20 protein-coding genes and 1 tRNA gene are annotated in these 26516 nt (G+C 48.0%); 11 read left to right on the plus strand and 10 right to left on the minus strand.

Annotation, left to right across the window (positions count from 1 at the left end):
• Positions 1-69: 69 nt before the first annotated feature.
• Entirely contained in the window at positions 70-465 is a 396-nt protein-coding gene (locus tag AZH53_RS03060) for a type IV pilin N-terminal domain-containing protein (protein ID WP_319642077.1), read from the plus strand.
• Here the strand turns inward: AZH53_RS03060 and AZH53_RS03065 are convergent.
• Genes AZH53_RS03065 through AZH53_RS03080 form a run of 4 tightly spaced genes read right to left on the minus strand, consistent with a single transcriptional unit; the run spans position 462 to position 3476 of the window.
• Entirely contained in the window at positions 462-1070 is a 609-nt protein-coding gene (locus tag AZH53_RS03065) for a DUF447 domain-containing protein (RefSeq protein ID WP_319642078.1), read from the minus strand. The genes AZH53_RS03060 and AZH53_RS03065 overlap by 4 nt on opposite strands.
• Positions 1052-1867, minus strand: a complete 816-nt coding sequence (locus AZH53_RS03070) for a triphosphoribosyl-dephospho-CoA synthase (RefSeq protein ID WP_319642079.1) — start codon at positions 1865-1867, stop codon at positions 1052-1054. Before AZH53_RS03070 ends, AZH53_RS03065 begins: the two co-directional genes overlap by 19 nt.
• Entirely contained in the window at positions 1845-2996 is a 1152-nt protein-coding gene (locus AZH53_RS03075; RefSeq protein WP_319642080.1) for a methanogenesis marker 9 domain-containing protein, read from the minus strand. Before AZH53_RS03075 ends, AZH53_RS03070 begins: the two co-directional genes overlap by 23 nt.
• A 27-nt stretch (positions 2997-3023) precedes the next feature.
• Positions 3024-3476: a PDDEXK family nuclease gene (locus tag AZH53_RS03080; protein WP_319642081.1), complete on the minus strand. Its 453-nt coding sequence runs from the start codon at positions 3474-3476 to the stop codon at positions 3024-3026.
• Positions 3477-3553: 77 nt separating this feature from the next.
• Here AZH53_RS03080 and cfbA point away from each other — a divergent pair, with 77 nt between their 5' ends.
• The 6 genes from cfbA (at position 3554) to AZH53_RS03110 (ending at position 8707) form a co-directional block, all read left to right on the plus strand.
• Positions 3554-3961: a sirohydrochlorin nickelochelatase gene (gene cfbA / locus AZH53_RS03085; protein ID WP_319642082.1), complete on the plus strand. Its 408-nt coding sequence runs from the start codon at positions 3554-3556 to the stop codon at positions 3959-3961.
• Positions 3939-5174 (plus strand): coenzyme F430 synthase, encoded by a 1236-nt coding sequence (gene cfbE, locus AZH53_RS03090; RefSeq protein ID WP_319642083.1) that lies wholly within the window; start codon positions 3939-3941, stop codon positions 5172-5174. The genes cfbA and cfbE overlap by 23 nt, the downstream gene beginning before the upstream one ends.
• A gap of 5 nt (positions 5175-5179) precedes the next feature.
• Complete coding sequence (gene cfbD / locus AZH53_RS03095; protein ID WP_319642084.1) at positions 5180-6244, plus strand: Ni-sirohydrochlorin a,c-diamide reductive cyclase catalytic subunit; 1065 nt, start codon at positions 5180-5182, stop codon at positions 6242-6244.
• Positions 6241-7617 (plus strand): Ni-sirohydrochlorin a,c-diamide synthase, encoded by a 1377-nt coding sequence (cfbB, locus tag AZH53_RS03100; RefSeq protein WP_319642085.1) that lies wholly within the window; start codon positions 6241-6243, stop codon positions 7615-7617. The genes cfbD and cfbB overlap by 4 nt, the downstream gene beginning before the upstream one ends.
• Before the next feature lie 56 nt (positions 7618-7673).
• Complete coding sequence (gene ilvE / locus AZH53_RS03105; RefSeq protein WP_319642086.1) at positions 7674-8537, plus strand: branched-chain-amino-acid transaminase; 864 nt, start codon at positions 7674-7676, stop codon at positions 8535-8537.
• Positions 8538-8634: 97 nt separating this feature from the next.
• Positions 8635-8707, plus strand: a tRNA-Glu gene (locus AZH53_RS03110).
• A 344-nt stretch (positions 8708-9051) separates the two neighbouring features.
• Here the strand turns inward: AZH53_RS03110 and AZH53_RS03115 are convergent.
• The 6 genes from AZH53_RS03115 to AZH53_RS03140 all read right to left on the minus strand — a co-directional run bounded on the left by AZH53_RS03115 (position 9052) and on the right by AZH53_RS03140 (position 18998).
• Positions 9052-10122: a zinc ribbon domain-containing protein gene (locus AZH53_RS03115; protein ID WP_319642087.1), complete on the minus strand. Its 1071-nt coding sequence runs from the start codon at positions 10120-10122 to the stop codon at positions 9052-9054.
• A 140-nt stretch (positions 10123-10262) separates the two neighbouring features.
• A complete protein-coding gene (locus AZH53_RS03120; RefSeq protein ID WP_319642088.1) occupies positions 10263-11843 on the minus strand; it encodes a HEAT repeat domain-containing protein in 1581 nt (526 codons plus the stop codon).
• 484 nt (positions 11844-12327) lie between these two features.
• On the minus strand, positions 12328-17562 hold the full coding sequence (locus tag AZH53_RS03125) for a right-handed parallel beta-helix repeat-containing protein (protein ID WP_319642089.1): 5235 nt from the start codon (positions 17560-17562) through the stop codon (positions 12328-12330).
• Between the two features lie 197 nt (positions 17563-17759).
• On the minus strand, positions 17760-17894 hold the full coding sequence (locus AZH53_RS03130; protein WP_319642090.1) for a hypothetical protein: 135 nt from the start codon (positions 17892-17894) through the stop codon (positions 17760-17762).
• Positions 17895-17950: 56 nt separating this feature from the next.
• Entirely contained in the window at positions 17951-18262 is a 312-nt protein-coding gene (locus AZH53_RS03135) for a hypothetical protein (RefSeq protein ID WP_319642091.1), read from the minus strand.
• Between the two features lie 304 nt (positions 18263-18566).
• Entirely contained in the window at positions 18567-18998 is a 432-nt protein-coding gene (locus AZH53_RS03140) for an EVE domain-containing protein (RefSeq protein WP_319642092.1), read from the minus strand.
• A 504-nt stretch (positions 18999-19502) separates the two neighbouring features.
• Between AZH53_RS03140 and AZH53_RS03145 the strand changes: the two genes are divergently transcribed.
• The 4 genes from AZH53_RS03145 (at position 19503) to AZH53_RS03160 (ending at position 26505) form a co-directional block, all read left to right on the plus strand.
• Complete coding sequence (locus AZH53_RS03145; protein ID WP_319642093.1) at positions 19503-19682, plus strand: hypothetical protein; 180 nt, start codon at positions 19503-19505, stop codon at positions 19680-19682.
• 81 nt (positions 19683-19763) lie between these two features.
• Positions 19764-20696 (plus strand): helix-turn-helix transcriptional regulator, encoded by a 933-nt coding sequence (locus AZH53_RS03150; RefSeq protein WP_319642094.1) that lies wholly within the window; start codon positions 19764-19766, stop codon positions 20694-20696.
• A gap of 1287 nt (positions 20697-21983) precedes the next feature.
• Positions 21984-25718, plus strand: coding sequence for a CARDB domain-containing protein (locus AZH53_RS03155; protein WP_319642095.1), 3735 nt, complete (start codon positions 21984-21986; stop codon positions 25716-25718).
• Positions 25719-25920: 202 nt separating this feature from the next.
• Entirely contained in the window at positions 25921-26505 is a 585-nt protein-coding gene (locus AZH53_RS03160; RefSeq protein WP_319642096.1) for a recombinase family protein, read from the plus strand.
• Positions 26506-26516 lie beyond the last annotated feature (11 nt).

Raw genomic sequence — 26516 nt, forward strand, 5'->3', positions numbered from 1 at the left:
AATAATTGCAAAATACATTTTTACTAAATTTGATCAATAGATAAATTTGATCATAAGGATGTAGAAAAAATGAAATCTTTAAACAATGAAGAAGCAACAACTCCGGTCATCGGTGTTATCCTAATGGTAGCCGTTACCATGATCCTTGCAGCCGTTATTGGAGTTTATGTATTCGGTTTACCACAGGATATTGATAATACTAAGATCGTAGCAGTCTCTGCAAAACAGGTTGGCGACCAGATTCAGGTAACCTATATGGGAAGTTCATCATCAAACAAGGTTGTAAAAATCAATGCTTCAACATACAATGGCGGAGTGTACAATGACTCTGAAGAGCTCGTAGATCCAGAAAAAGGTCAAATATTGCCATTATTAAACGGCGGAACAAATAATTTGGATCAAGTTGTCGTGGTCGCCACTTTCGATGATGGAACAAGTCAGGTTGTCTATGACGAAGTCGTCTAATTTACAGAAATACCAACAACTTCATCCAACATTTTTACCGCACTTTTCACCCGTTCCGACCCGCACTTCACCGCAATGTCCTGATGGTACTGAATTTTTTCAAGAAGTGAAGGATCGTTAAACATCACATACCGCGTCCCCAGAATCGTCGCATCGATCACCGACGCAAACCCCCTATTGTGTGGGTGCACCGCACAGGAACGAACCTCTTCTGCCACCGGATGCAGCTCGAAGATGGAAAGCTCCTCTCCGGCATGAATGATGGCACACTTGTATGCGACCCACGCCTCGCAGTCTTTCAGGCGATTCATAGTGTGGCCATCGATGTGAACTTCAGAAAAATGTTCAGCACCGATATCCCCGAAGGCCGTCTCCACGAACACCACCGGATCATGCGTCACATTCGCGATGACCCACCCGCACCGCCGCATGTTCTCTTCCGTGTGGGTGCCGCGGTAGACCCGCATGCGGATTTTGCCCTTCCGGCAAAAGATGCCCATCGGTGCGGCGTTGGGCCTGACTTTTGTAATCTCATCCTCCCTGATCTCTCCCGCCGTCGTCGCGATGACCTCGTTGATGCCTTCCGTCAGGATTCCCAATTCCATCCCTCGCCTAATGCAACATAGATGGCGGCAATGATAATATCCGCGGTCGAACCGGGGTTCGCGCCCTGTTCGTGGCACCACTCATCAAACTCTTCGATGCCAAGGGTGCCGTCCCGGACTTCCTGTGCCTTTCTGGTAGTCTCCTCTGCCATCGCGTCGCCGAGCTTTTTGGCGATGAAGGTGTCGGGCTCCGCGGCGAGGAGCTCGATGAAGGCCGCGGGGATGGCGCCCTTGGCGGCGGGGGCGGCACGGAGCATGTCCGCCGCCCGCCTCGTCCGGGGATACCCTTCCGTCCACTCGCGGCAGACGAGGTCCCGCGGCGCCGAGTAGGCGATGATGTCCGCTAGGGTCATGCCCTCCCGGCGGATCGTCGCAACCGACTCGGGGTCGTTGACGTCGAGGTCGTCCGTCGGGTGGGCACGGACCTGTGTCAGGCCGAATGCCTCGTAGAAGAGCACTGCATCCTCGACGGTCGTTTTCCGGATGATGTCTGCCGCTCCTGCGATGTCGCCGCCGAGGATCAGGGGAAAGAGAAGAATGTACGCACCGAAGTGGGTGTTGCCGCCCGCATGGACGTTTGCGAGTTTCACCGCATCACGGATCAGCTCCCCGACACCGCCCTCGCCCCGTTCGGCACGCTCGAGGGCGGGTTTCACAAAAATGGCGGAGGCGAGGAAGTGCTCCAGCCGGGTATCCTCGTAGTCGTGGCAGCGGTCGACGTTGCCCGGCTTCGGGCCGGCGCAGACCTCCAGCGCCATCGCAAGCTGCGCCCGCTCACTCGGTCGCATAGTAGCCATCGGCATCAAACACCCGTTCCATCAGTTTGTCGGCGAGCCGGTGTTTATAGCGCATGTAGTCATGGAGCGAGAGCCCCTCCTGCTTGAGCGCCATGTTGCGGAACATGCAGGGCGTCGAACTCTTGCAGCACCATGCAAGGCTCCCGAAGCACGTGTTCTCACCCGCCGCAAGCGGCGTCTTCTTGACGAGGTCGAGTTTCAGGCTCATGAACTCGTTTCTCGAGATGTCGAGGTGTTCGAGCGTGGGGAGGAGCGGGCACTGCTTCACCGGCATGCAGCAGAAGGTCAGGCTCCGGATGTCGCCGCCGCGGCAGAGCTGTTTCGGTGCATTGTACCACCCGGTCTCATCCGCGTACCGGGCAAGGGACTCCGCAATCGACCGGAGGTTCTCCGGGCCTGCCTGCCGGGCAAGGGAGATCATGTCCGCCCCGTGGGCGAGCATGTCCTTTGCAATCCCGAACGTATTGATGGAGTTGTTCGCGATGATCAAAAGCGGGCAGCTGTTTCGAATCTGCCGGAGTTTCGTGTGGCCGAAGTCCATCAGGTCGACGTGGAGGATGTCCGCACCCGCCTGCCAGATGCCCCGTGCCAGTGCCTTGTCATCCTCCGCGACCCCCGCCCGGATCTTCACCGAGACGGTCACGCCCGCGTCCTTGAGCGCCGCAATCGTGAGGTACAGCTGGTCCGGGTTCTTCAACAGGTATTCACCGCACCCCGCCGCGATCATCGGCTCCTGCCTGCAGTGGGCATCGATCTCGTAGACCACGGACGGCCCGATGGCATCGGCGACGGCACGGTATGACGACGGCGACGACCCCCGCAGGTTCAGCGCACAGATGACCCCCGTCTCCGCCATCTTTGCGACTTCATCAGAGAGAGCGGCGATGGCGTTGTCATACAAAAACTCCTCGCGTCCCGCCTCGGCAAGCGCCCGGCTCGCCGCCATGGTCGTCTCGTCGATGGAATATCCCCCGATGCAGGCCATGCCGACCGCATCCGATCTTGGTTTCACGTACTCCGCATCAACGATGCCGGCCATGGACGAGAGGACGAGAGGGGTCTTCATCGTCGTTCCATTCACCATCAGTTCATAACGATCATAGGGGTCCATCATAAGCTCTCTATACATTTCTCCTTCAACACCAAAGTGCTTTCCTCACAACCCCGACAGGGTGTATCCGCTCTTCGACCGTTCCAGACAGATGCCGTCGCGAAACCGCTCCCGTGAAATCCCCGGTCCGTTCGTATATTCCGTTGTTATCGTATCCCACGGGAGGAGGTAGGCCTCGTTCGCCCGGCCCGACCCTCCCCGAAACTCCACCGCAAGATATCCCCGGCGGCCGGTCCGGCACAAAAAATCAGAGATCGAATCGACCTGGTGCATCCCGTGCCTGTCCTTGTGGAAATGCTGCGTGAAGTAGATCTTGTTCCCCTTCAGTGATTTGCACTCGACGGCAAGATAGTACCGCGGGTCGAGGGAATCGACGATCACATCCACGTACTGGGTATTGAACCGGGCCTGTTTGAGCCGGTAGGCAAAGCCCGCAATCCCGCCATCCTCAAAGAACGAGTTGAGGCAATGGACCATTTCCCGCTCAAAATCACTCATTACCTACTCAATTTCAGATGGAACCACAAAAACCAATCGGTAATTATTTTATTCCGTATCGTAGTACATTGTAACATATGGCAAAGACAGGATTCTTACTCGTTGGACATGGCAGCAAAAAGCCGTATAACAAGGAACTCATTGAGTCGACCGCAGCAATGGTTGCCGAAAAAGAGGATGGATTTCTGGTTAAATCCGCATTCATGAGCATTAACGAACCCAGTGTTCAGGATGTCCTCGACGAGTTCCGCTCCGAAGATATTGAAAAGATGGTCGTCGTCCCCCTCTTCCTCGCAAAGGGAATTCACATTCTCGTGGATATTCCGGGGATCCTCGGTCTTGCGGAGGGCAGCTACACGGGAGAGTTCACCATGGCGGACGGCAGCGTCGTTCCGCTCCTCTACGCCCAGCCGATCGGTGCGGACCCCCTCCTTGCCGACCTGATGATCAGAAATGCGTACAATGTCATCGAAGACAACGCCTGACGTTCCCATGAATATTCTGGTGCTCGACACCATACACGGCGGCAAGGAGATTGCCCGCCACCTTTTTTCTCTTGGGCATACGGTGGACTGTGTCGATGTCTACCGCGGTCGTGACGGCATACCCGTGGCCGAGGCCCGTTCCCGCCGGTATGACCTCATCGCCGCCCCCGTCCACCTGGACCCGGACCACCCCCTCATGACCATCGAAGGGACGCCCTACACCACGCATCACGAGATCGTCGCAACAATTCTCCGGCCGCTCGGACTCGGGACGGTCATCGAGATCACCGGGACGCGGGGAAAGACGACGACCGCCCATGCAATTGCCCACGGGATGGGCGGCAGCGGCATCCTGCACACCTCCACCGGCACGTACCGGTATCCGGGAAAGGAGACGCTCTGGAAAAAGAGCATCACCCCCGCCTCGCTCATCAACGCCGCAGAGGAGGCGGCCTCCACCGGCGGGTGGCTGATTGCCGAAGAATCGATCGGCGTATCGGGCGCAGGAGACCTCGGCATCCTCACCTCGGATATCGATTATGCCATTGCCGGAGGAAAAAAATCAGCCCTTGCAGAGAAGACACGGATGCTCGCCGGGTGCGGGCAGGTGCTCCTCGCCCCCGGCATGGAAGAGGAGATCCCCGGTGCAACCCCCGCGGGAGAGATCGTCTCGCTGGAAGGCATCCGGTGCTCATGGAATTGCAACGGCAGGGACGGCTCGTTTGAAAACCCGCTCTTCGCAGTCGAGGGGTACCGCGTTCCCCTGATGACCGCCGCGGCCGCCCTCTGCCTCCTCGGCGAGGACCCTGCCGCTCTTGCCACCTTCACCGCACTTCCCGCCCGGATGCACGTGCAGGCGGCGGAGGGGGATACCACCATCGTCGACAACGCAAACAGCGGCGCCTGTCTTGCCACCACCTGCGATGCGGTCGCCCTTGCCCGGCGCCATCGCCCCGGCTGCCGGCTCACCCTCGTCGTCGGTGCAGAGTCCTCCACGGTCTGTGAAGGATTTCCATTTGCTGATATAGCAGAAGTGATAAAAAATACAACACCGACGTCGGTCATCATCGTGGGAGAGCAGTACCGCTCCTGCCGGACCGACACGCTTGCGGTCATGCCGCTTGCCATCGTCGCCACCCTCGACGAGGGGGCGGCACTGGCACGATCGACCGAAACCGACGCGATTGTACTCGCCGTTAAAACATGGAGATAAGAAATATGCAGTATATCCAACCCCGCCCGAGTTCTATTGTCGCCGCACTGTATACAGCACGCGACCTTGGTGTCGACCTCGCCATCCTCCACGGCCCCTCCGGCTGTTCCTTCAAGCATGCCCGCCTCCTCGAAGAGGACGGTCTGCGGGTCTTAACCACATCCCTCGGCGAGACCGAGATCATCCTCGGCGGGCAGGACGTGCTCGAGAAGGTGCTCATCGAGGCTGAAGAGCAGTTCCATCCCACCCGGATGGCGGTCGTCGGCACCTGCGTCTCCCTCATCATCGGCGAGGACATGGAGGCCGCCATCCGCAATTCCGGCATCACCACCCCCACCATCGCAATCGAAGTCCATGCGGGGTTCAGGGAAAACATCGAGGGCGTGATGGCGGCACTCGAACCGGCGGCGGAGGCAGGGTGGATATCGGAGGACGAACTCGACCGCCAGCGTCGCCTGCTTGCCGCCGCCAATGAGACGGAGCGCCTTCGCGGTGCGGCCTGCAAGTCCTACATCCAGCCCTCCCGCGGCGACCTCAAACACGTCGTTGCAGCACGCCTCATGGAATGCGTTCGGGAGGGGAAGAAGGGGGTTGCCATCCTCAATGCAAAGAAGGAGACCGCGTATATGTTCGCCGACATCCTCCTCGCCCTCCACGAAACCTCCCCCGACGCGGACATCACCTATTATGCAAATCTCGAGGATGCAGGGCTCGACAAGGTCCGCCGGGACGCCGCACGCATCCGGGAAGGCCTTCGCGAGGGCGGCATCGACCCCGAACTGCACGGGGCACTGGACGAATACGGCGCCATGGGAGAGACCTTCGGGACAATCCTGCAGGAGCAGGCACCCGGATTCGCCGTCATCGCGGGGGTTCCGCACGCGATTCCTCCCGAATACACGGAAGGCATCGAGGTCTTCTCCGTCACGAACGGGCCCCGGCAGGTGGAGCCCCTCAAGGCCATCGGGCACGAACACGTGGTAGTCGAGGTCGACCTCCACCCCAAGACCCTCGGTGTCAGCGAGATTGTCGAGAGTGAGTTCGGGGCGGTGCTCCGGAGCATGCAATGAAGAGCCTTCTCATCACGGGTGATAGGTCGGGAAGCGGAAAGACAAGCATCACCCTCGCCATCTCCGCCCTTCTCGCACGGGAATACAAGGTGCAGTCGTTCAAGGTTGCGATGGACTACATCGACCCCTCCTACCTGACAGGAGTCACCGGCAGGCCCTGCCGCAACCTCGACAGTTTCGTGATGGACGAGAGCCTCATCCGCACGGTCTATGACAATGCCTGCCGGGGTGCCGATATCGCCATCGTCGAGGGCGTCCGCGGCCTCTATGAGGGGTCCGACGCCATCACCGACGAGGGATCGACCGCAAGCATCGCAAAACAGCTCGACCTCAATGTCATCCTCGCCGTCGACGCCCGTTCCATCACCCGCTCGGCGGCCGCCCTCGTGAAGGGATTCATGGCCTTCGACCCGGAGGTCCGCATCAAAGGCGTCATCCTCAACCAGGTGCGGGGCAAAAAACACGAAGAGAAGGCACGGCGGGCCATCGAACACTTCTGCGGCATTCCGGTGCTCGGCGCCATCCCGCAGACCGAGGCGATGCAGCTGACGATGCGCCACCTCGGGCTCGTCCCCTATCTCGAAGGGAAGGGAAAGGACGAGTTCCTGCAGAAGATCGAGACGGTCACGGAGGTCATCGGCGAACATGTCGACATGGACCGCCTTCTCGAGATCGCAGGGTCGTCCGATGCCCCGACCAAGCAGCCCGCGATGTTTCGCCCGGCGGAAACGGCCGATGTCCGCATCGGTGTCGCCATCGACGAGGCCTTCAACTTCTATTACAACGACCTCTTCGACCTCCTCCCGGCGTGGGGTGCGGAGTGTGTCCCGTTCAGCCCCATCCATGACCGGCTGCCGGAGGCGGACGGGTACATCTTCGGCGGCGGGTATCCCGAACTCTTCGCCCCCGAACTGGAGAGAAACGATGCCATGCGCGAGGCCGTCCGCGAGGTCAGCGCCTCGGACGTTCCCATTTACGCGGAATGCGGCGGCCTGATTTATCTCACCAACACCATCGTGCTGAAGAAGGAATGGAACAATGCGGTCACCGACACCTCCTACGAGATGGCAGGCGTCTTTGACGGGTGCACCCGCATGCCGGCACGCCGGGTCATAGGGTATGTCCGCGGCACCTCGTCTGCCGAAAGTCCCCTCGGCGCAGGGTCGTTCGCCGGCCACGAATTCCATCACACCGACGTCATCCTCGCGGATGATACCAAATACACCTACCGACTCTCCCGCGGCATCGGCATCCGGGACAATTTGGACGGGGCCATCGTCCACCGGACCCAGGCCAGCTACACCCACCTCAATCCGTCGGCAAGCGCCCCGATGTTTGCACGGTTCGTTCAGGAATGCCGGACGCGGCACTGAATATCCTGCAAATCTGATCGGAAGCAATTTGATATTGCAATCTGAATACATGTAGTATGCTGATTTACCTGAACGGGGAATTCGTGCCCGAGAGCGAGGCAAAAGTTTCCGTTTTTGACCACGGTCTTCTCTATGGAGACGGTGTGTTCGAGGGCATCCGTGCATACAACGGCCGGGTCTTCCGGCTGGAGGAACACATCGACCGGATGTACGACTCTGCAAAGACGATCGACCTTAAGATCCCTATCTCGAAGGAAGAGTTTGCAGAGATCATCTGTGAGACGCTCCGGAGAAACGACCTGAAGGACGCCTACATCCGCCCGCTGGTTACCCGTGGCGTCGGGGACCTTGGTCTTGACCCCAACAAATGCGCGAAACCCACCATCATCGTCATTGCGACCGGCTGGGGCGCGATGTACGGGGATCTCTACGAGAAGGGACTTCGTGCCATCACCTGCTCCGTCAGGAGAAATCCGGCAGAGGCGCTGCCGCCCAATGTGAAGAGCCTCAACTACCTCAACAATATCATGGCAAAGATTGAGGCGAACTACAAGGGAGGCGACGAGGCCATCTTCTTCGACACCAACGGCTACATCGCCGAAGGCTCGGGAGATAATATCTATATCGTCAAGAACGGAACGATCATCACTCCCCCCACCCTGAACAATCTTCGCGGCATCACCCGCATGGTGCTCCTCGAGATTGCCGAAGAGATGGGCATCACCACGGTGGAGCACAACATCGGCTACTATGATCTCTACACCGCCGACGAAGTTCTCGTCTCCGGGTCGGCGGCGGAGGTCGCCCCCGTCGTCCTCATCGACGGCAGGAGCATCGGCACCGGGAAACCCGGCCCCATCTTCAAGCAGCTGAGCGTTGCGTTCAAGCGCCGGACCGAGACCGAAGGGACGCCTCTCTAAGGACCGGTCAGATCCCATTTCATTCTTTTTTTTCGGACAAATCCAAAACGTATATAACAAATTCGACCCTATAAAATTAGGCACAAACTGTGCGTTTGCTGCTATAGTGTAGGGGCCAATCATGCCGGCCTTTCACGCCGGCGACTGGGGTTCGAATCCCCATAGCAGCATACCGTTCTAACGTTTTTATGCCCTCATTTCCGGAATTTATCCACAATTACAAGGCATATTCAATATAATTGACTTATTGGGGATTATACTTAATTTAATGCCCGTATTAATTTTTCTTGCTCTGAAAAGAGAAAAATTAATGAAAGTGTGCACATTTTGGGTGTTGCGGGGTTGATCAAATTTATTGTCTGAATTTCCTGGGCATCAGCGCTTAAAATTGAATTATGGGATGTTTCCCTCCAGTCCTAGAATAAGCATAGAGTTGCTATCGATGATAGTTGCGGCCTCGCTGATTGATTTCCATTGTCAGGAAAAAATTGAAATATGCAATTCAGTTAGATTGTCAAATCCAAGTCAGGAAGTCTCTTTGGGCAGGAACTAATCTATTTCCACATTTTGGACAGGTTAGACAGGTCTCAGGATTAAGCGAAACACAATTAGAACAAAATATTCTATGACATGCAGGGCATGCTGTTCCCAACCATAGATCATAATCAGACAAATGCTCGGCTCCAAGCTTTCCGCGTTGCATTGAGGTAACGTTTCCCAATTTTATTGCTGTCTGCATACTTGATTCTTCAATTTTTTGCAAATTATTTCCACAGATCGAGCATCTGACATTTTGATTAAGGCTGTATTTCAGGGGAGGGCTGTAATAGTTCTCCCTGCTAGTCGGTGAAGAGTAGGATCGGTTCGGGCGAGAGACTGTCTTTTTACGGTATTTATTATTGCTTGTTTCATTCCGGGGTATTTTGGAGGGGATCGTCTTAATCTCATCCTGAATTATGGTTGGAAACTGATCCTTATTTATGGTTAAAATGGATTTTTTGTTCAAGGGATCTGTGGGCAATATTGTATGAGATTCGTTCTTGTCGGAATAATCAACCAAGTCTTTAAGTTTAAAATAAACGGGATCTTCCTCAAACTCATTTTTTGTGTAATTCCAGTCTTTTCCAATCGTAAAGTAGAGTTCATATTTCCCCTCAAGTTTTCCTCTGATTTTTTTGGCATAATTGTTTGGAATATATAGTGCGGCAACTCCTTTTATCGAGCCATATTTTGTAAGCACCGCAACCGTTCGGCTGCCGGTTTCATTCCATATTTTTATTTCACCAACCCCATCGGGTAAATTGTTGATAAGGTAATCCGCATTATGGACAGATCTGGATTGTTCCTTGGATTTTGAGGACTTAATTGAAAAATAATTTAAAAAAACAAAGCCGCCAGATAATATTGTAATAATTAAAACAAAACCCATTATGACAAGCTGAGTTCTGTAATCGATGAATATGATGTTAGCAATAATTGGCAAAATGAAAAAAATTAGAACTAATCCCGTGATGAATATCACAAATAGGTAATTATTGATGGACTTCTTTCGATCTTCATCTTTCGGGATTTTTGTTTTTGACATAAGAACCCGTCCTTTTCCATTTCATCAAATAATCTTGATAAAAGAAAAAGTTTAGGGTAATCTTATGAAATGAATGATTAATTCTGTCAGCCCAAAGCGATATCTTACCGTGGATAGAGAATCAATTTTGAATGTGAATATTACACCGGAAATGCCTCATCGCTTACATCTATTATTCCCATCTTCGAATCAGACGCCAGCTGAAGTGTTATGGAATAACTGCAAGTTTCTGTCTCATACTCAGTCCCCGTGAAATAATGTTTCCTTGAATGTTTTGTGATAAAGGTCAGTGGTTCTTTAAACATTTTTCGGGCAATGACTTCTTTCTCATCAAAAAATGCGTAATAAAGACTATATGATCCATCATTAATTGCACCGATATAAATGTCCTCTCCAACATATATTGGCTTCTTGTACATGACGTTTTTTGTATTGAAAGCGGTGATTACGGCTGAAGCTTGATAGTCGGATCCGTTTTTTATTCTTAAACTGTTCACGGGGGACCTATATCTAAATTGATTTTTGTCTATGAAATCTGAAGAGCGATCATATTCCAGCAAGGCCTTTCGGGGATTATTCTTTCTCTCCATTGCAGCTTCGATCTGTTTCTTTGGCTCCCGTTCTCGATTGATCTGTTTTTGCCTCTCTTTTTCTCTTGTCTTCATATGATTCTGCTGTTCTGGTGACAACTCATGCTCTCTCTTCCATTCATCAATCATCGCACGGGTAATTGGCGTCCCGTTCTGGTCATGGCCGATCTTTTCCAAGGCTTTTGCGACATTATCTGGCATATAATCGAGCCAATCACTGAACGCAGCGATAAGCGGCTCTACGGCTCGTGGGTCACCGATTTCTCCAAGTGCAGAGACGGCCGCCACGCGCACGCGCCCGTCCCAATCACCGAGTACAGTGATCAGTGGTTCAACAGCTCTGTCATCCCCAATTTTTCTCAGCGACCAGGCAGCTTTTCTACGTACATCCTCATGTTCATCGCTGAGTGCAGCAACAAGCGGCCCTGCGGCTTTGCAATCGCCAAAATATTCAAGAGCGGAGGCAGCATCTTCACGGACTTTATCATTTCTATCGTCCAACATAGCAATAATCGGATCCAAGGCTTTGATATCACCAATCCAACTCAACGCATTGATGGCAGAACTACGTAATTCAGGATCCTCTTCGTTTAGTGCAGCGATTAGTGGTTCCACTGCTCTGCTGTCATGCGTCTCTCCGAGGGAATGGATGGCAATTTGCCGGATCTCAGGTTCTATGGCATTAAGCAAATTGATGAGGGGAACCACGGTTTGGGGATCACCGATTTTTCCGGGAAATGTTTGGCCGATCATTCTCAGCGCTTCGGCGGAGGTTATTCGGACATCATATTCATCGTTGAGTGCCTTGCAAAGCGGTTCGACGGCTCTGCCATCGCCAATTCTTCCCAGCGCTTCGGCAGCGCTTTTTCGAACCTTATAATTTTCATCGTTGAGCGCATGGATGAGCGGTTCCACGGCCCTGGTGTCGCGAATATTTCCAAGTGCCTTGGCAGCATCGCTCCGTATCTCTATATCACGGCTAGGAAAATCTCTTTCAGAGTGACCGTACTTTTGGAGATAATCTTCATGTTTTTTATCATGATAACCAAGCGCCTTGATCAATCCCTTGACGTTTTGTTTCTCCTTTAGCCTATATACATCGGGGGGATCGCCCAATCCAAAGAATGCCATGAGGCCCATTCTACACAAGCACTTATATTAATTTTTCTAATCGGTTTTGATCTAGTGAATTTGCCTGTGGGGTTTAATTTTACCTATGTTGGCGAGGATTACATGTTTTTCCACATCCCCCCCCGTGGCTCAGTGCACGGACCGTCGAGAACCGGCTCAAGTACCTCTCCCGCAAGCTGAAGATCACGAAGCCCATCCACCCGCAGGCGATCCGCCACGCCCGGCTCACCGACCTCGTCCGGGCCGACGGGACCAGAAAGGGCCTCTCCACCCTAGAGCCGGCGATGTCCCACCGGTGCCGGTCAATGAACTTCTTCGATGCCGCCTGCTCGCCCAATGCCATCGAACACTTAACTCAGTAGATCGCATCAAACGAGTTCATCGACCAGCAGCGGGTATGCTGACGAAGATGGTGGAAGAGTGAGTGCTTATCTTCACCTTGAGCAATCTGTGAAACAGAACAACCCTGAAAAAAAGTGAATGATTATTTAGCAAGGATGACATCTACACCACTGTAATATGTCCCGTCACAAAGCGTTCCAAGAATGGAGATTTCATTTTCCCCTTCTGTCATGAACCCTTTAAGGACCTGCCGGTCGAACTTGACCATCAGATCCGGGATATCGTCCTCATCATCGTCTCCCACAGTGTTTGGCTCGATGGCGGGAAGATCGACATACTGCCCGTTTATCGTAACGAGTCGGACGGAAGTCTCGCAAAAGTCGTCCGCACCGTATTCGGGAGGCAGTTCGATATAGGCGGTGACAACATTGCCCTTGCTACCGAGGTTGATCACATCGGGATTGAGATCGACGGACGCCACGAGTTCGGTTGTGAACTCGATCTCGTCGATGGTGCCGTCGTTTCCGATATCATGTTCAATAACTGTTGTGCATAAGTCCAGATCATCCCAATCTGGTCGAATTACAACCGAAGAATCTTCTTCAATGGTAATTGGGATATTTATATTGAATATACCCGGATTATTACCCACTCTTTGGAGATTAAATGTAAATGATTTTTCGGGGCCAATATTTGATAATTTTATGATATCATTGGCATTTGATATTTCAATAGATTGGCTCTCTTCTATATCATTGATAATTATCTCGCACATTTTTGCCGTCTCTGCGGATTCTCTACAAACCATCATTTTCATGGTATCCGTGCCCATTCCAGATTTGAATAGTATTCCAGATTCATCGCTTAAAATCTCTAAATAATCATTTGATCCAGATTTTACCGATATATCCCCTGAAATAAGTAGATTTTCTCTGGATAAAGTGAAGGATGAAATACCATCCTTCACGCCTACTAATTCACGTTGAACAGCGACATCATCAATCAAATAAAATTCCAGAGTATCTTCCAGTCCACTAATTGAATCCATTTTATAAGCGTCGGGAACTTCTCTTACAAAATTGCCGTCGAAATAGCCTAAGTGATTACCGTCTTGATCCGTGTACAATAAATTGCCAACTTCTGAAAATTCAGAGTCATATTCGCCAGGTATTATCGGTGGTTCATCAATTGTTGATAATCTCACACCTTCAAAATATCTGATGTCTTCTTTTATATTCAAGTTGTCATCCAGATTATTATAGTAATAAATCGCAGAATTATCCAATAGATCGACTCTCATTTGCGGAGGAATGCTTGTTTTTGGAAAATTGCTATCACTGATGGTTATCTGACCAATACGTGTAGGTTGCACACCCATGGTATATTCTTCAATTCGATATGGCACGCCGATATGGTTATTAAATATCAGTATCATCGGATCTTTATTCCATTCACCTGAAGCCATTTGTTGCTTCAATTCAGCGTAAACATTGTTGATTCCATTAAACTGCTTCCGTTCTTCTAATATCTGTTCATCATACTGTCTAATATGGTAATATTCAACCCAATCGCGGGGTGTCCTAATAAAATCAAGGCCAGAAAAAATGGACCATGAAGGTAAATCAGCATAAATTTCATCTCCGAAATCCCACCCAAACATGTCGTTTATAAATAATTTGCAAGAACTGGCTGACATCCCAAAACACGAACCAATTTTTGCCATATCTTTTACATGTTTATCATAGAAACACTCTGCAATCGGCCGTTTTTGAGGATTTCCATCTTGGTCGAGGATTGGATTTCCATCCTCATTGCAAAATTCTACTTGCCACGTACCGTAGGTGCTCTTGAAAAACTCCCATGAAATCGTCTGGTCCCCGAAATTTTTAAATTGGTAATCATGACCATTCTCTTCAAAAGGACTGGATGGTCCATCAATGAAATCGGTTTCATACGCTTCTGTGGAAAAAGCGGGCAGGAATATGCATTGATGATTGTTGTATTCATTAACTTCAGCTATTTCACCTTGAGTATCAACAGATGCAGGGTACACAGGATCAACAACAACGGTAATTTGATTCTCACTTCCGCCGCAAAGTAACAAATAATCAATAATTTCTATGTTAATTGCGATAGAATCGCCAACATGTAGCGTTTGGGTATCTTCGTTAACTCGCTCCATATAATAGGGCCAAGGATACTCGGCAGAATAACCTTCCTCGTAATCAATTATTCCATCATCATCACAATCAGGGTCTCCTACGAATAAATGAAGATCAAAGGGATTAGTTACGACCGAATATCCAGAATTAGTTATATTTATTAATAATTCGTCATTATACAACCCAGAATCAGGATTATCAATTTCAAGCGTTAAATCAGCCCCCCCAGATTTTACTTCAAAGGGAACAGGGTCATATGCTACTGCGTAAATTACTGTCGGGTTAATTGGATCATTAATTGTCAATCTTCCTTCATAGATCCCTTCAGGCAAATTCAATGGTAATTTAGTATTAATATTGCCACTGAAAGGACCCGATGAAATATTAGAGAAACCAAAGTCTAAATCTTTGAGAGAGATCCAGTCCCCCCCATCGATATTTCGGATCGCTAATTCATCATTCAATATGACATTATTTGATAGATATTTTATTGAATATCTTGCAGAAATATCATCGGCTGACTCATCTCCAGTGAATTTTATACCCTCATCAACATCGAATGATTCAATAAGAATTGGGATTTCAAATGCATCATTTACTTGCTTAATATCGTAGTGCATGAGTGGACAAGAGGGATCGTATATAATCAACAAACCTCTGCATGGTCCTAGATCAATCCCCTCGGGAATTATCCAGTTGAGTTCATCATCAAGTATGATCGACGTCCCGACTGGAATTTCGACCTGTTGATCGTAGACTTCAAAGGCGGTGGCCGAGGAATCCCAAATGGTGTATTCAACGCCAAACGTGTGGGTTTCATCTCCATCGTTGATGATCTCGGCCGATGCCGTCACCATATCTCCGGGATACCTGGCCTCACCCCCTCCTTCGATCGTGAAGCTTGTGACATTCGCAGCAATGGTCGGATCTACCGTTCCTTGCAGGTCATACTGCTCCCACTGCTCCATCAGCGGATACTCGTCCATCTCTCCAACTGGAACTGCTTGGGGTGTATCCCCAACACCATTTCCATCTCCATCGGCACCGGCATAGTCACTCCAATAATTCCCAAGATAGCTCGTGTACGTACTGCCGTCATATAAGTAGGAGAACAGTTCAGCAGTGTTCCACTGGTTCTGTTCCGTAGAGGTGGAGACTGCTACGTTCTGGCCGTTGTCGATGAAGTTGTTGAGATATATCTGGTTTCCATTCGAACCATCGAGTTCAAGTCCATTGTTCACACTTCCCGAGATGATGTTTCGAGAAATGGTGTTATTGCTATGGTTCGAGAATAAGAGGAGGCGAATACCATTATAACCATTGTCGCGGATTGTATTCCCTGAGATATTCATGGAGAGGGCCCCTTCGCCATAGATACCGCCGGTTTGATCCTGATTGGATCCAATACCTTGTGTATCGGCAATAAGATTACCGGATATCACGACCCCACTTCCGGCATAAAATAAAATGCCATTTTCTCTGGACCCAAGAATATCATTGTCAAGGATGGCGAGGTCCCAGCACCCCTCAAAGTAAATTCCTATGTCAGTACCAAGAATCGTATTGGCTGAGATCTCCGAATCGGGACTAGCAACTATTCCTATTCTTGCATTTTTCACGATGAACTGCGACAACACAATTCCTTCCACTTGGGACTCAACGGCAGTTTCAGCTCCCTTTGCATCGATAACCGGATAGCCGCCTCCAGTATCTTCGCCCCAGATCACAAGCTGCTTGTTCACGACTATATTCTCATAATAGGTTCCGCTATCCACGACGATCATATGGCCATTGAGGGTGTCGGGGTCGTCTATTGCGGCTTGGATGGTTGAGAAATGTTCACCAGTGTCGATATTGTGAACTGAAATAAGAGCAGATGTAGGACTAAGTTTCACCACCCAGAAATCTCTTCCTCCGTGGTTTCCGGTCACATCTCCGTCTGTGGAGGCACTGTCTGAGGCAACAATATAGCCGCCGTCAGACGTCTGCTGAACAGGGCAAGCACCATTATAAACCTCAGTATCTGATCCGCCGAGGCACCTTTGCCACACGATATTGCCGGCATTGTCCAGTTTAACAACCCACGCATCCTTACCTCCGTGATTTCCGGTCACGTCACCGTCAATTGAATAAGTCATTCCGGCAACGATATAACTACCATCAGATGTTTGTTGGACAGAGTATGCTTCGTCGGAATCTGTTCCGCCGAGGCACCTTTGCCATACGATATTGCCGGTATTGTCTAGTTTAACAACCCACGCATCCAATCCGGCACGACCAGCAACGATATAGCCCCCATCGGCTGTCTGTTGAATGGAGTGAGCACCATCACCTGTCCAACCTCCGAGGCACCGCAGCCATAAGATTTTGCCGTCATGATCCAGTTTTCCTACCCATGCATCCACATTTCCATGATTTCCGGTCATATCGCCGTCAGTTGAAAAAGTCAATCCGGCAACGATATAGCAGCCGTCCGACGTCTGTTGAATAGAGTATGCTTCGTCTATATCAGATCCACCTAGGCACCTCTGCCATAGGATTTGACCGTTACTGTTTAATTTAACCACCCATGCATCCCATTCTCCGTGATTTCCGGTCACATCGCCGTCATTGGACCAAGTCTGCCCGGTAATAATATAACCGCCGTCAGACGTCTGCTGAACAGAACGTGCAAAATCGCTACACCATCCTCCAAGGCACCTCTGCCATAGGATTAGGCCGTCGCTGTCCAGTTTCACCAACCAGACATCACCTCCACCGTGGTTCCCCGTTGCGTCTCCGTTGACCGAAGAAGTGGCTCCGGCAACGATATAACCCCCGTCAGACGTTTGCTTTACAGCCTTGGCAGAATCCGGGCCCTCTCCGCCGAGGCACCTTTGCCACACGATGCTGCCAGCACTGTTCAGTTTCACCACCCAAACGTCATTATATCCAACAATATCTCCAGAGTCATGGTTCCCAGTCACGTCGCCGTCAATCGATTCAGTAAACCCGGCAATAATATATCCGCCGTCATCTGTTTGCTGAACAGATGATGCAATCTCATTAGATGATCCCCCGAGGCATCTCTGCCACTCGATCTCCGGTGGATCTTCTGCCGATACCGTACCAACAAGGACACCACAAGCAAGCAATAATGCCAAAATTACAGTAACTGTCGAAAATCGATCACGAACGAATTTTTCCCCAAAATTTTTGTTCCCAATTTTTTTCATAGCAATTCCCCAACAATCGCATCGGCCAACCTCGATAACAGCCAATGTTTATACCAAAAATTGGGAGGGGCCTTATAGTTTTGTGCGGTAAGAAATTGCGTAGGGAAAAAATATATATGATTATTGGGGGAAGCAGATCTTAATTTACCTCTGATTGTTTGTCGTTTTACCGAATTCTAGTCATTGATCAGCAGATATTAATTAAAAAATGCCACAATCGCCAATTCTTCCTCCTTCCACCTCACGCTCTTTTTTTCATCTTCTTCCCCATCTCTCTTCTCCTGTGCACCAACAAGCCGTATATTGGCCCTGTACTGGCCCGTTATTTTCAAGGGTGCAAGAGATAGGGAAGTCGGGATAGAACCGTGTTTCCTGAGGGTTTAAATCGTCATTTTACTATTCGAACACCTTTTCTCTTTGTTTTTTTCTTCCTATCTGGACACTGGAATTTCCCTTCTATAAACTCTCCTGTCTCGACAAGATCCTTTATCAGAGCATTGGTGGCCTGTTTTCTATCACGATAATTAGCGAAGTTGTCCCTTAACCAACAATCCAAACTATGAGGAGATGAATGCTCTGATCTCCTGCACGCTTCCTGCCCTTGAATTATATAGTCCCTTCCAGATTTCTGAATGTAATCTTTCAACTCGTCTGTGGTAAAAGACCTACCTTTTTCTTCCGATAATTCAATTCTCATCATAAAATTACAATCTATTCATTAAATTAATAATTTAGCACCCAAAGTTAGGTGTCCGCATCATCATTCATTCTTTTTTGTGTTCCATAAGTCGGTCCTCCACGGACCGTGACTGTGGGAGCAGTGATGCGGAGGCGGTCACCCCCATTAGAGCTGCCGGACGCCGAATCAGCAGGGTGAGGTGGTCGGGATTGGCAGAAATTAAGGACAAGGATTTCACGCTAGGCCCCTGTCCCGAACGAGCGAAAGTAAGGAAAGGAGCGTAGCCTTACTCAGATAAGGGAGAAGATGGCGAGCACTGTCCACCTTACTTCACGGCCGCTTCGTCGATCTTGCCGATGAGAATACCTGCATCATGTTGGTCAAATTCTGACGGAGAACGCCAGATAAACGAGGAATATATTCCTTTATGGTAGTTGTAAAAATTCAGCTCCTTTTTGAACGGATCCATCGAAACCCAATCTTGTTTGTCCAGAACTTTCAGATTATCAAAGGTGACTCTGTGGGGATATCTGTCTCCGGCAAAGCGAAGGGATGGATCATAGTGATGCCCCTCGGTCACCTGTGCATATCCTGCAAACACCTTCTCCCCGACGATATAGAAGATCAAACGATCGCCGGGCTGAATCTGCTTCACTCTCTTTCCTTTCTTCTCGCTCCACCCCGCATCCTGCGTCCCACTCTCAAGAAATCCCCGCCACGTATCGACAGTATGTGCAGACAGCCAATAGCGAACCATGAAATTTCACTCAACGGTCTGGAGGTTAAAGGTATCCGAAAGAAAGGCGGTGCTCATATCTCAACCACCCCCGTCAACAAATCCGCTGCCTTCTACGCCTCCTGGGCGGCGATGACCACGTCGGGGGCCGTCCCGTCCCGGATGTCCCCTGGCCAAGACACGATGTAGGCCGCGCGTATATCGATGATCGGGTTTGGTCTCTTTCGTTCGGGATATAGTTGCTTGAAGTTCACACAAAAAGATTTGACATTCAGGTATTATATCGAAATGACAATATCTTACCTATCTATTTAATAATAAGTAGCTACAGTTGGTATTTCAGACTTACACATGTAATTTTTTAATATCTATCTAATATTATTCGGACAATCAACAAGAATATATTTAGTGAGAGTATACCTTTTTCCTAGAGGAAAATGGGAAGGAAAGGATGAATAATCCAAGCCCAGTAATGCCTCATTATTAAATTAGCGGAGCGTATCACCAGTATTTAGAGGGGAATATATGAACAAAATTGAGTATTCAAAATCTGAACCGTATAAGATCAATTCAGGAATTCTGAAAAAATTACCGCCTGTTTATCGTGAGGTTGCAAATATCCTTCTTGAAGATGGATCGTGGAGAATTGAGAATTCAACTGATTTAAAAAAGTATGATGAAAAATCGAAGGAGAAACTACCGTAACAAATTTGAGGCTTAATTCTTCTTCCTGGGTATCGAAATTCAAAAAATAATTCTTGAGACTTAAAAGACATGAAAACTGAAATGAAGAGTGGAAACTCTAAACAAATTGATAGAAAAAGGAAAGTTACCAAGCCATTGGTAATTCGAAAATTGACTTCATTTGAGAGAAGAATTCTGCGACTTTTAGATGAAGGATTTGATCAAAGTCATATTGCACGTCGTCTGGGAGTAACTAGACAAGCTATTTCTAAAAGAATTATAAAATGGGAAAAATTGGGATATATCTCTAAACATTCGAATAATTCCAAATATCGAGTGATTTACAACGTCCACCCGCAAATACTGTCAAATATTCAAAAGAAGTCTCATTGTCGAGTCCATAATGTTCGAATAAAAATCAATTATTCATCGTCTGGCAAACCTTCATTGGATCCCAGGGCGGGTTACATAAAGTCCTATCAACCCAATGGTCCTGAAAGACATTTATTTCATTTACATGACGTCGATAACTATTTGGATATTACAATTGACATCCATCCAGGAACAATTATTGCATATCCACAATCTGGCCAAAATATTATCGCCAGTAGTATTGATGAGTCAATTCATTTGACTAGGATATCCTTGGAAAAAGCGGTAATGGAATTCATTCGTCTTCAAAAAGAATTCAATGTACAAATCGATTTACATACTTCAATTCATAGAGCGGAAATGATTAGTGATATTCATTACGCATTTCCATTCTCTAAAATTCATTTGCCGCAATTTCAGGGCATTTCGAATGGATACTTCTATATCGATGGGAGTCCGGAAGATCATGGACATCAAGATATGGTGGAGTTGGAAACGCATGATAAATTATCCGCATGTATCTTTGATGAATTTTTGAAACGATACAAAAATGATTCTGAATCGATAACCCAATTGATGGCAGATATCGAAGTTGTTGCAAATTACTTGCGAATAGCTAAAAGAAAATCTACTGATAATTCACGAGATTCGGAACATCATTAAATTTACTGGATAAAAATTATGCATTAAGGGCCTTTTAGAAATTCCCCTTCACCTCAAATATTATCTAGATATTCCTTCTCGAAATTCTTTCATTATATGGGATAATTTTCAAAAAGGTAAAAATTGAGAGGATATTGATAATGTCAACTGCTGCTAAAAATAATTGTTGACAATCACATGGGTGTTATAGCACCATTTTTAGAATAAGACCCCAGTTTGATATTGAAATTTTCCTGTAAAATCATTGAAAACACGTGAAATTCAGATATTTATACTCATCAACCGCCTGTTATTATCACAAGATTTGATAAATGATTGTTCATGTCAACATGCGACGTATAGGGGCTTTGAAGGTTTTCAGCATGAATCCGAGACACTTTTTCTACCTCTATATGTTGGAGATCTCTTTCTCATCTTTTTCGACTCGCTTTGGGAATAAAGCCAATGATGAATTGTTATGCTAACGGTTTACCGCAAAGAATCGAGGAATTTCCGTGTCACGGTCGCGTGCCACCAAGACAGTATGGACCTGGTAGATGAGAGTGACTACGACCCCGGTAGTGAGGAGAGGGCATAGGCCGCAATCGCCGGGAGAGAAAAAGGGTGCGGGAGGGGGGTGAGAGTGGGGCCGGTGGATAGCCCGTAGAAGCCGGAGCGGAACTGCGGAGCAGTGACGCGAAGGCGGTCACCTCGGTCAAGCTGCCGTAACTCGATTCCAGAGGATGAGGTGGTCGGAAGTGGCAGAGATCCCGGACAAGGAGTATCACATCAGGCCCCTGTCTCGGTATTTTGGATGCGAGTCATGGATTCGCCCAGACGGAATCACACATAATAATCTTGCGTGCATTAGGAAGAAAATCGACATAAATATATGCAATGTCAATCAGGATCACTTACAATGCATTAATTGGCTTCATTTCAATTGATGTACAGAAAAAACCCGGATAAAATCATAAATCTTAAAATAACGTCAGAATTCATCGATTCATTCGCGCATTCATTCAATTTGGATGAATATGGGGGGACCAGTTACATCCATTCACTTGCCAACGGCATCTGTGACATGCATGATTTTTTCCATTATCGGCTAGAGATGAATGGATGTGTAGTGAAATATTCGAACGATATTTTGCTCAATGGGTGCCATCCAAACTTACGGACTCGACCATCAGGTAATTCTGGTGAATTTATCGATAGGTCGTTTCATGCGGCAGATATCATTTGTTCTTCTCTCGTTCCGAGAACATCCGACACCGATGTGTCAAAGTCAAATGAGGTTGAAGAACGATGAAATGGAATGTTCCAAAGATCCTACTGGCATTGTTAGTAGTGATTTCATGTGTACAGATCGTGAATGCCGAGATTATCTTTGAAGATGATTTTGAGCAATATGCAATAGGCGCCAATCCTATTGATTGGGCGAGTGCATTTGGTATCTCATCTGAAGTATCTGCTGATCCAGCTTCAGTTGATGGCCAATCGTTCCAACTGGTAGGTGGTTCAAACTGGGCGAGGGGTGAATATCACGTGGTTTCTTCTCTTCCGGAGCGGGTGGCTTTGGAAGGATCAGTTTACATGACCAGTGCCGCAAGTACCAGAAGGGCGGATCTAGGTTTCCTATACCCCTCGTCTCCTTACCTATATACCGAAAATAAGGTAACATTCAATGGTAATGAAGAGATCTGGTGGTATGGAAAGGAAAGTGTGAAACTTGGTACATGGGAACCCTGCAAATGGTATCACGTGAGAGTTGAGATAGACTTTTCTCAAGAATTAGCTGACATTTTCATTGATGGGCAACAGGTTGCAAGCAAAGTTGAGGCTTATTCCGAAGATTCCCTCCCTCGTCCTCTAGGACATTGGGGACTCAGCACTGGAAATTTTGCATCTGATGGCGGATATAACACAATCTATTTGGATAATGTGAAGATTGAAAAGATTGAAGGTGGGGAATTAATCGGTAATATCGTCTGGCAAGACAATTTCGAAAGCTACACTTCTCTCCCAACGGAAAAATATGAATTTATTAGCTCTGGTTTTAGTATAATCGAAGAAAATGGAAATAAAGCGCTGAGGCATTATTCAAATTCTGTAGGTAACTACCAAATGATGCCCAAAAATCTGCAAATTGAGTCTAAAAATTACGAAGTCGTTTATCGATGCAAATGTAATCTATGGTCCGGTGTTCATGCATTTATTATGAATCAGACCTCTTTTTCCTTTGATTACGTAAATGAGAGAGTAGGATTTTATGGAGATGGATTTTCTCTGACCTACCCTCCTTTTGTCAGATTATATTCAAACGGCTTCAATCCAGCATATCCCCCCCGACCCGATGGCCATATAACATTACCTGACATGAATTTTTACCTTAAATGGGGAAGCATAATACGACATACCAATGATGTTGGTGGAACGAATGACTGGAGATGGGTGAAATTAGTCTCAGATGAAGCAAATATTACGCTGTATTATGGAGGAATGGGGGGCACTCCAAATTGGGAACACATAATAACTATACCGCATGGCCAAGGCAATGAAAATCCTCCGTATTATCCAGTTTTTGATTGGCAGTCGTTTACTGGATATATCGACGACATTACAATTACAGTCTATCCATCAACTCCCTCGGATTTCCCCGATTTGGTAATCACAGACATTTCGTGGGACAATCAAAATGTTCAACAGGGGGATGAGGTCTTAATTTCCTACACCATCCAAAACACCGGGAACGCCGACGCAGCAGCATTCGACTGCAAACTCTACGTGGACGATGTTGAAGTCGACGTCGACTCGATAGATCAACTCGCTGCAGGGGCCTCTATGGATGGCTCATTCGCTTCCCCGTGGACGGCAACGGCCGGGACCCACACTGTCAAGGGGGAAGCCGATTGGCAGGACGTGATTGCGGAAAGTGATGAAGGGAATAACATTTTGACTAGGACGATTGAAGTCGCGGAAGATTATGCGTATGACCCGAATGGGAAGGTTGAAATTGCCATTCAGTCTGGGGGATCGAGCGGTAGAATCTTCAAAAAAGGAGACCTGATTTTCCTTTCAGGAACGAATACAGCCTCTGATTATGTTTATTTATCCATCATTGGTCCGAATCTGCCGGAGAATGGAGGTTCACTTACCAATCCGCAGATATCTGTGGTTGACTCTGACCCAACAACATTCACCAGGGTCCAAGTAGACTCCGATGGAACATGGGATTATGTGTGGCTTACTGAGGGCAAGGAAGTCCTAGACGATGGTGGAGTTTATACAATTTACGCGAAACCAGTTCCGAAAATATATGTGGGAACTATAGGATATGTTGGCAACTTCGCACATGACTGGGATTGTTTATTCTTCATGAACGATGAGGGTGATGTGGTCACTCCTCATGAATATCCACCACAATGGTATCTGAATTATGAATATCCTCTATGGCTATGGTTTTACGATGAGGAGATTAGCAAATACAAATTAACACTCCCAGTAAATTTGGTCTGGCAAAATGCAAGCCTCGATCTTGTAAAAAAAGTGATGCAAGAAAGAGATGAAGAATGGAAAGAAGTAGCAACTGTACCGTATTTTGATGTTCCCATGGCACATAGATTAAAAATTTATGACGGTGTTTGGAGTGATTGGGATCCAAATTATAATATGGTAAATGGTCTTTTGGATTTTGTCTCTAATCCTCTTGGACGGGATCATCTAGAAATGTACCTATTACCTGACGGTAACATAGTTGGAAATGCTCATCATGATGATGCGGTCCCCCATAAAGGAGTACTTCCCGAATTTACTGAAAAAATGATTAAAGATTATTTCTTACCCCCCCTATGGGAATCAAGCATTTACCTGCTTCAAAATGCCCAATCCGAACCCTATAGTGATGGGTGGGCATCCGTCTTAGAATATAATCCAGATAATCTACCTAATCCAGAGTATTACTCGGAGCTTGCCGTTGAATGTCCTGTAGAGCTGTATGCCTATGACTCATCAGGTAATCTTGTTGCAAGTAAGGACTACCAAATCCCCGGTTCCTATTACTATCCAAAGACAGATTCGCAACCTCAGCGGATATTCATTTTCGGTGATACAGAAGGCTATATTTTTAAAATACTAGCCAATGAGGAAGATCCTGAATTTGTTGAGATGGGTGACAATTCGTTCAACCTTTCTGTAATTAGGAGCACGGGCGCCGGTTTCATAAAAATTGGTTTTAAAAATGTAAAAATTACTGAAAATACCGTGGCAACAATCGTAGGTGGAGAATTGGGGGCGAATACGGTATTAATCGTTGATACAGAGGGAGATGGAAGCCAGGAAATGATGCTACCTGATACCCTTATCGATAGCTATCAGGCTATCGTAAACCATGCTCCGACAATCGATTCCATCAGCGACTATGAAGTCATTGCAGGAAATGAACTCACGCTCACCATTAGCTATCAGGATGAAGACGAGGACCCCCTCACCACCGCCTTCACCACCACCCTCCCGAACGGAAACGAGATAGCAGGGCTTCCAGAGGGCGCGACCTTCGACGGCGAAGTCTTCTCATGGACTCCGACCCGGTGCCAGGGTGGGATCTCTGAATTCGTATTCGAAGTCTCCGATGGCGGGCTGAAGGAAACCGAAACCTTCACCATCGAGGTGATCGTCCCGGTCGCCATCGATATTGACCCTGACATGCTCAACCTCAAGAGCAACGGGCCGTACATCACCACCTACATCGAGCTGCCGGACTGCTATGACCCGGCGACAACCGATGCCCTCTCCTGCTGCCTCGACTGCGACCACGGACACTTCGAGGTTCTGGCGGACGCCCCCTGCGGTGTCGATGATTACGACGCCGACGGCATCCCCGATATGATGGTGAAGTTTAGCCGCGAGCAAATGGTTATGGATTTTTCTGTCGTGGACTTTGAAACTGAGGGGAAGTTTGCCGAGGTGTCGATGACGCTGAGTGGAACGACGAGTGATGGCATCCGATTCGTCGGAGAAGACATTATTCAGGTACGGATATAATTACCCTCACTTTTCTTTTTTCCAATAAGATGAGATGAGAAAAATTCTCTAATGCCGAATCGATCCGAATCCGGTAGAGATCTTGCGAATATGGCCTAAAGATTCTTAAATCATATCTCATTAAGGAACCCTTTTGATAATCACTAGGTATAACACAATTATTTATATATTGAAGTGAAGATCATTATCATAAGGGATACATATGATAATTGGATATGCACGTACATCATTAGCGTCGGAAAATATTGAAAATCAACTTTCAATATTGCTGCAAAAAGGAGTTCATAGAGAAAATATCTTTATGGATGTGGGGGTTTCTGGATCAGTATCCCCATTTACGCGGCCTGGCTTTCAAAGATTATTTGATACCGTGAAAAATTCTAAAATTGATTATCTTTATGTCTATGAACTCTCTAGGCTTTCCCGTGATTTAACGGATACCCTCAATATTCTTAGAGATTTAGACAGGCTTGGTGTTTGTGTCGAAAGCCTGTCACCAAATGAATCATGGCTAAATTGCGATCCTAGTATTAAGCAACTCATCGTTTCAGTCCTGGGCTGGTGCGCTCAACGCGAACGGGAGAACCTCGTTGAACGCACAAAGGTTGGAATGTCAAGAGCACGAGCTGAAGGCAAGCACATTGGAAGGCCCTACAAAAAAATCGACTGGAAATATGTGTATTATCTCCATTCTGAAGGAATGAATTTCAAAGAAATTGCCGACAAAATTGATGTTCCATATTCAACGTTTATGCGAAGAAAACAGGCAATAAATAAGAACTCATAATCATGGATATT

The sequence above is a fragment of the Methanovulcanius yangii genome (genome assembly GCF_018687785.1).
Classification (GTDB): Archaea; Halobacteriota; Methanomicrobia; order Methanomicrobiales; family Methanomicrobiaceae; genus Methanovulcanius; species Methanovulcanius yangii.